Here is a 9077-nt window from a genome sequence, read left to right on the forward strand (position 1 = left end):
GGCCATTTCAGCACATCGCGTGCCGCGATGCAGCACATCACGCTGACCAGCATGGCGTGCGTGGCACTGTACTGGCGGACTTCACTGCCCGCGAGATGGATCAATGCAAACAGCGTACCGTCCGGGTTGCGCAGGCCGTGGCGGTCAAGCTCCGCCTGCAGGCGCGCAAGCCGGGGCAGGAAGGTGTTGCTGCGAGTGTCGCGCAGCATGGCATGTGCTTGTGTCTGAAGGTCCAGCCAATCCGGTTCGTCACTCACTTCCGCTTCCGCGGCAGGCGTTTGCTTGCCGTCGTAAGGCGAAATCTGGACGTCGGCAATTTGCCCGAGGGCGCGGTCCTCCAGCACCAGATTGTTCAGCCGGTTGACATAGGCACGTCGGAAATTGTCCGATTGATTGAAGTCAATATAAATCTGGCTACGTTTGCCCACCATGATTTCCAGGTCCTGCCGGCTGCCAACCATGTAGCCTTTATTGGCCAGCAGCACGCCGCTTTCATCGCGCAGGGCGCATGGAAGCGGCTGGCCGATGACAATAGCGTCGATGTTGACGGGAACCAGATTCATAGTGGGGTGCGATTATGCCCACATGCTGCATCAAGCCTGTGGTGGCTGTGCGGGAGCATAAACCACACAAGATGCCTGATAGCATCAAGTACATGGCTCAAAACACCTCAGTTCCGGCTTTCAACGCCTTCACACCACAGCCCGCTTTGATGGACAAGCTGTGTACCCCAGACCTGCTGCTGTCCCGTCTGGCCGTCTTGCCCCGGCCCTGGGTTTTTACCAACGGGGTGTTTGATGTGCTGCACCGCGGGCATGTGATGTACCTGGAACAGGCCCGAACCCTGGGCGGGAGCCTGTTGGTGGCGCTCAATACCGACGCCTCGGCGCGTCGCCTGGGCAAGGGACCGGATCGTCCCCTCAACAACGAAGTTGACCGGGCCTGCGTGATTGCGGCACTGGCCAGCAGTTCCCTGGTGACGTGGTTTGACGAAGACACACCGCTGGAGCTGATCCAGTTGGTGCGCCCGGACATTCTGGTCAAAGGCGGTGATTACGACATGGCCAAGTTGGCCGAGACGGCCGTGGTGCAGGCGTATGGCGGACGCGCTTTGGCGTTGCCGTTTGTGTCTGGGTATTCCACCACAGCATTGGTGAAGAAGATCAGGAATTTTTGATAAATTTGGCTTCTAGCCCGCATAAATAAATGTGTTTATGCTATAAAAAATATAGTTCTTGAGTGTTGTTGCCGTGTTCCCGATGCAAGAAGAGGTCATTGGGCACGGTCACTGCGGAACTGGTCGTGGCAGCTTTTGCAGCTTTTTTGCACAGCATCGACGGCGGCGCTGATGGCGGGCAGGTCGGCACTGCCAGAGACTTCCACCAGTTTGTCGACGGTGCTCAGGTAGTGATCGGTGGCTTGCTTGAATTCACTGGGCTTGTTCCACACTTCGGGCTTGGCTCGGGTTGGCGGGTAGTTGCCGTCTGGCGCAAAGTACACCCAGGGTTGTTTGGATAGCTCTTGCAGGGCCAGGGCACTGGCCATGAATTCTGCTTTCACGTAGTCCTTGCGGTCACGGGCCACCAGACCCATGGGCTCCAGGGTTTTGGTGAAGTTCTTGAAAATGGCCAGACGTTTGCTCAGCAATTGCTGCGGGTGGGTGTCTCTGGCCCGGTCACTGCAGGCCGCCAAGAAACAGGTTGAAGCGATCAGCGAAAGAAGGAGTTTCGGCATGGTGTGCATTGGGAAAAGCGATGGGGAAAACTGGCGGGGGTAATCAAACCGAAAACACGCAGGCCCAGAGGGCCAGAATGGCCTGGCGTTCAGCCCGTAGGGCATCCAGGGTGACCAAGGGGGATTCTTCGTTCAGACGGGCACGATGCTGGATCTGGCGCATGGTGCGGTAAGCACTGGCCGCGGCATGACCAACACCGCCGGGCAGCAGGCCCAGCCCTTCGGCCCGCTCCAGCAGGGCGATGTTGCCGGCATTGGCCATCAGTTCCGGGTGGATGCGGGATTGTGACAACACCAGATACTGCATGACAAATTCGGCATCCATCATGCCGCCCGGGCCATACTTGATGTCAAACCGGTCGGCTTTTTCCGGGTGGGCACTGGCCACGCGCTCGCGCATGCCACTGATTTCGGCGCGCAGAGCGTCGGCGTCGCGCTCGGCCGTGATCACGGCCGAGCGCACAGCCTCAAAACGGGCTTGCAGTGACGCATCACCGAGCACACAGCGTGCGCGGGTGATGGCCTGGTGTTCCCAGGTCCAGGCGGTATTGCTGCCGCGTTGCTGCTGGTAATTGGCATAGGAGGTGAAACTGGTGATCAGCAGACCGGCGTTGCCGTTGGGGCGCAGCGCGGTGTCGATTTCATACAGATCCCCTTCGCCGGTCTTGACGGTCAGCCAGTTGATGAGTTTGCGCACCAGATTGGCGTAGACCTCCGGGGCCTGATCGTCATCGTCGTCGAACACAAACACAATGTCCAGATCACTGCCGTAACCCAGCTCCTTGCCACCGAGTTTGCCGTAAGCAATGATGCCAAACTGGGGGTGTTCCCGGTGGGTCTTTTTCAGCCGGCTCCAGCACCAGCGCGTGGTGACACGCAGCACCGCATCGGCCAGCGCGCTGAGGTCGTCGGCCACCTGTTCCACCGTGAGCCTGCCTTCAATGTCGCGCGCCAGGGTGCGAAACACTTCGGCATGGTGAGCGCGGCGCAGCAGGTTCAGAAGTGATTCGTCATCGTCCTCGCCTGCAGCCTGCAGTGCCAGACGGCGCTGGTCCAGTTCGGCTTCAAAGCTGGCCGGGTCAAAGCGCTCATTGAGCATGTCCGCGGCGGCCAGCTCATCGATCACCCCCGGGTGCAGCAGCAGGTAGCGTGCAGGCCAGCGCGCAGCACCCAGCAGGTGCAGCAGGCGCTCATGGACGTTGGGCCGCTCCAGCAGCAGGGCCATATAACTCTCGCGCCGCAGTAGCGGCTCCAGCCAGTCCACCAAACCCACTGCGGCTGCTTCAGGGATTCGTCCTTCCTTCACCCATTGCGCGGTTCGTGACAGCAGGCGCATCAGACGCGTGCGCGCTTCGTCGCGCAAGGCCAGTACCCGTGGGTGTTCGCGCCAGGATTCGAGTCGCTGGCGGAACTGTTCACCCAACTGCGGCAGCAGTTCGGCCATCCCGCCCGGTTCGGCGGACTTGCCGTTCTGGCAGCCCTTGCATTCCTGGTCGGCGCCGCCGAGCAATTTGTCAAATTCCTGCGCGACCAGTTCGCGGTGGACATCCAACTGCTTGAGCAGCTGCTGGGGCGAGTCGAACCCCATGGTGGTGGCGATCCAGGCCAGATCACCATCCTGGGTGGGCAGGATGTGGGTTTGCTGGTCATCCAGGTACTGGATGCGGTGTTCCAGCCGACGCAGGAACTCATAAGCCTGGGCCAGTGCCTGTGCCGTATCTGCCTGCATCAGGTTGGCCTTGACCAGCCGAGGCAAGGCACTCAATGTCGGGCGGGTTCGCAGCTCTGGAAATTGACCACCACGCACGACCTGCAACAACTGCACGATGAATTCAATCTCGCGGATACCGCCACGTGACAATTTGACGTCATTGGCCCGCTCTGGCCGGCCAACACTGCGTTTGCCGGCGTGATCTCGGATTTGCCGGTGCAACAGGCGCAGTGAGTCAAACACGCTGTAATCCAGGTAACGCCTGAAGACAAATGGCATCACCACTTTGCGCAGCGCTTGAATGGTGCCGCTGGTCACACTCTCGTGTGGCGCCACCACCCGGCTTTTCAGCCAGGCAAAACGCTCCCATTCCCGTCCCTGGACATGTAAATACTCCTCCAGGGCGTCCAGTGACAGCGCCGCCGGACCTGAATTGCCATTGGGGCGCAGGGCCAGATCCACCCGGAACACAAAGCCGTAGTCGGTGGTGTCGCCCACCAGGGCATAAATCGCCCGCACGGCCTTGCCGAAATATTCATGGTTGGTGATGCGGCCTCGGCCCTGCGCGTCCCCGGCGGTTTCGCCGTCTTCATCGTAGACGTAGATCAGGTCGATGTCGCTTGACACATTGAGCTCTCTGGCACCGAGTTTGCCCATGCCAACAATCCACAACTGGGCTCGTTGCCCCCGATTCCCCATGGGCATGCCGTAGGTTTGGTCCAATGCGGCCAGTACCTCGGTCAGGGCTTGGTTGAGGGCAAATTCCGCCAGGTCGGTCATGGCTTGGGTGATGCCGGCCAGCGGCGCCTGGGCTTCACAGTCCAGTGCCAGCAACCGCTCCAGCACCAAGGCCCGGGTGATGCGCAAGGCGCTGGCCGTATCCTGTCCGCCGGCTTTGAGCGCCTCGAACGTGGTGCGCAGGTGATCCGGTGTTGGCAAGCCCGGTGGCAGTAACTGCAATTGCGATTCAAAACGGCGATGGACGCGTTGTGCAAAACGGGAGTGGAGTGCCAGGGAGGGGCGGGTCATAATTCTGATCTGCAACTTCTTTGGTTCAAACGATTTGTCTCCCTTGTCATCCGCACTGCTGAGAACCTGGTCTGGCCTGGCCCGTTGGCTGTTGCTGGCTGTGTTGCTGGCTTGGCTGCTGTTTGGCGCGGTCTGGGGAGCGCTGCACTGGCTGATTGTGCCGCGAATCGACGAATTCCGCCCTCAACTGGAGGCCCAGGCCACAAAAGCCTTGGGTGTGCCGGTGCGCGTGGGGGCGGTCACCGCGCATTCCCGCGGCATGATTCCCGCTTTTGAATTGACCGATGTGGCCCTGTTTGATGCCCAGGGCCGGGTCGCCCTGAGTTTGCCGCGGGTGCTAGTGGCCCTGTCGCCACGGTCACTCTGGCGCTTGGGATTCGAACAGTTGTATGTGGACCAGCCCAAGCTGGACATGCGACGGACCGCAGATGGGCGGGTCACGATTGCCGGCCTGGATTTTTCTGGCGACGGTGAGGCCAATCCGGCGGCACTGAACTGGTTTTTCTCGCAAATCGAGTTCGCCATCCACGAGGGCACGGTGCGTTGGACGGATGAAACGCGTGGCACCGAACCGGTGGTGTTGCAGCACGTGGATGTGGTGGTACGCAATCTCGGACGGCACCATGATCTCCGGCTTGACGCTACGCCGCCAGAAACCTGGGGTGAGCGCTTCAGTGTGCGCGGCCGGTTTTTGCAACCCTTGTTGGCCCGCCAACATGGCCAATGGCGGGACTGGGAGGGGCAGATGTTTGCGGCCTTCCAGCGGATTGACCTGTCCGAACTGCGCCGTTTTGCCAACCTGGGTTTTGACCTGAGCCAGGGCAAGGGAGCGTTGCGGGCCTGGGTGGATGTGAGCCAGGGGCAGGCCACCGGGGCCACGGCCGATGTGGCTTTGTCCGAAGTGACGGTGACGCTCAATGAGGACTTGCAGCCGCTGGCTCTGAGGCAGGTCCAAGGGCGGGTGGGTGGCCGGGCGCTGGCCAATGGCTTTGAACTGGTCACCCGGTCATTGACGTTTGATACGGCCGATGGCTTGCATTGGCCGGGTGGGGATTTGCGGGTGATGTCCATGGGGTCGGAGGGAAAAATCCCCGCACGCGGCGAGATTCGGGCGGACCGGCTGGATCTGGCCGCCTTGGCGCAAATTGCCGACCGCTTGCCGCTGGAGGCCAAGCTGCGCGAACAACTGGCCAGTTACGCACCGCAAGGCCAGGTCGAGTCACTGACGGCCAATTGGCACGGGGTGGTGTCTGCACCGATTGATTACACCGCCAAGGGACGGCTGCGGCAGCTGGCCCTGGCTGCCGTGGGGGAGACCCCGGGCGTGCGTGGCCTGGATGTGGACTTTGACTTGAACCAGCAAGGCGGCCGTGCCAAGTTGTCCCTGCTCAACGGTCAGGTGTCGGCACCACGGGTGTTCCAGGAGCCGGACATCGCCATTGATCAACTCAGTGCAGAGGCCAGTTGGCAGCTGGGGGAAGACCGCATGGCGCTGGAGCTGGCCAATGTCAAGTTCAGCAATGCCGACGCCCAGGGGCAGGCGCAGATCAAATGGCGTACCAGCGACCCGGCCCTGTCGGCCACAAAAAGCCGGTTTCCGGGTGTGCTGGACTTGCAGGCCAGCCTGACTCGGGCCGACGGACGGCGTGTCTACCGGTATCTGCCGCTGGTGATTGACCAGGCGGCACGCGACTATGTGCACGACGCGGTACAGGCCGGCGCGGCCAGCAATGTGCGATTTGTGATCAAGGGTGAGGTCAGCCAGATACCGGCATTGGATGCCCGCCAAGGGACATTCCGGATCAGTGCCGACGTCAGCAACGCCCGCCTGGCCTATGTCCCGCGCAGCCTGCAGGAGGCCAATGAGTTGCCCTGGCCGATCCTGACCGACCTTAACGGGGTTTTGCTGTTCGACGGCATGCGGTTGCAGGTCAAGGGGGCACGAGCCCGATTGGGCGAGACGGGGACTTTGCAGGCGACCCGGGTCGAAGCCTCGATTGCCAACCTGATGAAAACCCAGGTGGAGGTGAACGCAGAGTTGAAAGGTCAGCTGGCCGACACGCTGCGGCTGGTCAATGGTTCGCCGTTAAAGGCCATGACCGCTCAGGCCCTGACGCGCACAGTGGCGTCTGGCCAGGCGGACTACAAGCTCAAACTGGTGCTGCCGGTGGCTGATCTCGGCAAGTCCACGGTGCAGGGGAGCGTGGCGCTGAACGGCAACGATGTCCAGATGACAGCGGACACGCCCAAGCTCTCGCAGGTGCGGGGTGTGGTGAATTACAGCCATACAGGCTTCAGTTTGGCCGGGGTTCAAGCGCGTGTGCTTGGTGGGGATGCCCGGCTGGAGGGGGGCTTGGTGTTGGCCTCTGGTGCCAATGGTCTGCGGGCGGCACCGTCGGTCATCCGTGTCAGTGGCACCGCCACTGCGGATGGCTTGCGCCAGGCTTCCGGCCTGGGGTTTGTGTCCCGGCTGGCGCGTCACGTCAGTGGCAGCACCAGCTATAACGCGACTTTGGGGTGGCGCAGTGATACCCCCGAGTTGCTGGTCACCAGTTCTTTGCAAGGGTTGGCGTCGAGTTTGCCCGCCCCTCTGCAAAAAGAGGCACAAAGCCTGATGCCGCTGCGGTTTCAGACGACCTTGCTGGGCAACAGGGCGCAGCCGGCCAGCCAGCCAGCGTTGCCTTTGCAGGACCGGCTGAGTCTGACTCTGGGGGAACTGGCCAACGTGGTTTATGAGCGAGACTTGTCCGGTACCGAGCCCCGTGTGCTGCGCGGTTCAGTTGCCATCGGTGCGGACACGCTGGATTCACTGACTCTGCCGGTGCAAGGGGTCAATGCCAACATTCATTTGCCACAGGTCAATGCCGACCGTTGGAGTGATGTCCTGGCGCAAGTCACGGCCACACCGCAACTGGTCAGCGCCACGGCTGACAACGGCAGCGTCGGGGTCGGTTATTTGCCGACCACACTGGCGGTACGCACCGACACCTTGACGCTGGGGGCACGTGCGTTCAACCAAGTGGTGATTGGTGCCCATCGCGAGGGGTTGTTGTGGCGTGGCAACGTGAATGCCACCGAACTCAATGGGTACCTGGAATACCGGCAGGCCAGCGACACAACCGCAGCGACCAGTGGCGGGCGTGTGTATGCCCGGTTGGCCCGGTTGACCCTGGCGCCGAGCACCGCGTCCGAGGTGGAGGCCCTGCTGGATGCCCAGCCCGCCAGCATTCCGGCACTGGATGTGGTGGTGGATGACTTTGAATTGCGGGGCAAGCGGTTGGGCCGGCTGGAAGTCGAGGCCATCAACCGGACTGCCGCAGGGGGAGGGGTGCGGGAGTGGCGGCTCAACAAGCTCAATCTCAGCGTGCCGGAGGCGACGCTGACGGCCAGCGGCAACTGGGCTCAGGTCAATGCCCAGGGGCCGGTAGTGCCACCCAGCGCACCGGAGCGGCGTCGCACGGTGATGAATTTCCGGCTGGACATGGCGGACGGCGGCGCCTTGCTGAACCGCTTTGGCATGAAGGATGTGGTGCGCCAAGCCAGCGGGCGTATGGAAGGGCAGATGGTCTGGATGGGCTCACCACTCAAGCTGGATTACCCGACGCTGGGCGGCGCTTTCACGGTGAATGTGGCGTCTGGCCAGTTCCTCAAGGCTGACCCGGGCATGGCCAAGTTGCTGGGGGTGTTGAGCCTGCAGGCCTTGCCGCGGCGGCTGACGCTTGATTTCCGGGATGTGTTCACGGAAGGTTTTGCCTTTGATTTCCTGCGTGGCGACGTGACCGTGAGCAAAGGGCTGGCGCGCACCAACAATCTGCAGATGAAAGGGGTCAATGCGGCGGTGTTGATGGAGGGGCAGGCCGATATCGCCAATGAAACACAAGACCTCAAGGTGGTGGTGGTGCCCGAGATCAATGCGGGCACCGCTTCCCTGATTGCGTCGGTGATCAACCCGGCCGTGGGCCTGGGCTCGTTTCTGGCCCAGCTGTTTTTGCGGCGCCCCCTCATGGAGTCAGCCACGCAGGAATTCCATATCGATGGTAGTTGGGCCGACCCCAAAGTCACCAGGATCGATCGCAACCCTACTTCCACAAAGGAACCCCCTCGATGAAAACAGCTGTGATTCAAATGGTGTCCGGTTCAGATGTATCGGCCAACCTGCAACAGGCGCATGATTTGTTACGCCAGGCAGCCCAGGCGGGCGCTGAACTGGCGGTGTTGCCGGAATACTTTTGTTTGATCGGTCAGCAAGACGCCGATAAGCTGGCCATTCAGGAGCCTCTGGGGCAGGGACAGCTGCAGCAGTTCCTGTCCGATTGCGCCCGTGAATGGGGGCTGTGGCTGGTGGGGGGCACGATCCCGCTATCGGCCAGTGAGCAGCGGGTCTTCAACAGCACCTTGGTGTATTCCCCTCAGGGCAGTTGCGTAGCGAGGTACGACAAAATTCACCTGTTTCGGTTTGACAACGGGATCGAGTCTTATGACGAGTCCCGGGTGCTGTTGGCCGGCAGCCAGCCGACCACGTTTGAGCTGGATTCAAAGGACGGTCATCGCTGGCGCATTGGCCTGAGTGTGTGTTATGACCTGCGTTTTGCCGAACTCTACC

5 protein-coding genes and 1 pseudogene are annotated in these 9077 nt (G+C 61.6%); 3 read left to right on the forward strand and 3 right to left on the reverse strand.

Features of this window, described 5'->3' with window-relative positions; genetic code table 11:
• Positions 1-563, reverse strand: a pseudogene (locus PHW99_RS16820) (phosphohydrolase); the annotation flags it as partial.
• 149 nt (positions 564-712) lie between these two features.
• Between PHW99_RS16820 and PHW99_RS16825 the strand changes: the two are divergent.
• Complete coding sequence (locus tag PHW99_RS16825; protein ID WP_300180307.1) at positions 713-1177, forward strand: adenylyltransferase/cytidyltransferase family protein; 465 nt, start codon at positions 713-715, stop codon at positions 1175-1177.
• Positions 1178-1272: 95 nt separating this feature from the next.
• On the opposite strand, the gene PHW99_RS16830 is transcribed toward PHW99_RS16825, so the two are convergent.
• Together PHW99_RS16830 and glnE are read right to left on the reverse strand one after the other, a co-directional pair.
• Positions 1273-1734: a cytochrome c gene (locus tag PHW99_RS16830; RefSeq protein WP_300180295.1), complete on the reverse strand. Its 462-nt coding sequence runs from the start codon at positions 1732-1734 to the stop codon at positions 1273-1275.
• 43 nt (positions 1735-1777) lie between these two features.
• Positions 1778-4474 (reverse strand): bifunctional [glutamate--ammonia ligase]-adenylyl-L-tyrosine phosphorylase/[glutamate--ammonia-ligase] adenylyltransferase, encoded by a 2697-nt coding sequence (gene glnE, locus PHW99_RS16835; RefSeq protein ID WP_300180298.1) that lies wholly within the window; start codon positions 4472-4474, stop codon positions 1778-1780.
• Between the two features lie 43 nt (positions 4475-4517).
• Here glnE and PHW99_RS16840 point away from each other — a divergent pair, with 43 nt between their 5' ends.
• Both PHW99_RS16840 and PHW99_RS16845 read left to right on the forward strand, forming a co-directional pair.
• Positions 4518-8582 carry a YhdP family protein gene (locus tag PHW99_RS16840; RefSeq protein WP_300180301.1) on the forward strand — a complete coding sequence of 1355 codons (4065 nt, stop codon included), beginning with the start codon at positions 4518-4520 and terminating at the stop codon, positions 8580-8582.
• Positions 8579-9077, forward strand: a 499-nt coding sequence (locus tag PHW99_RS16845) for a nitrilase-related carbon-nitrogen hydrolase (protein WP_300180304.1), incomplete at its 3' end; no start/stop codon positions are given. The genes PHW99_RS16840 and PHW99_RS16845, both read left to right, overlap by 4 nt.

The organism is Rhodoferax sp. (assembly GCF_028689305.1).
Taxonomy (GTDB): domain Bacteria; phylum Pseudomonadota; class Gammaproteobacteria; order Burkholderiales; family Burkholderiaceae_C; genus Rhodoferax.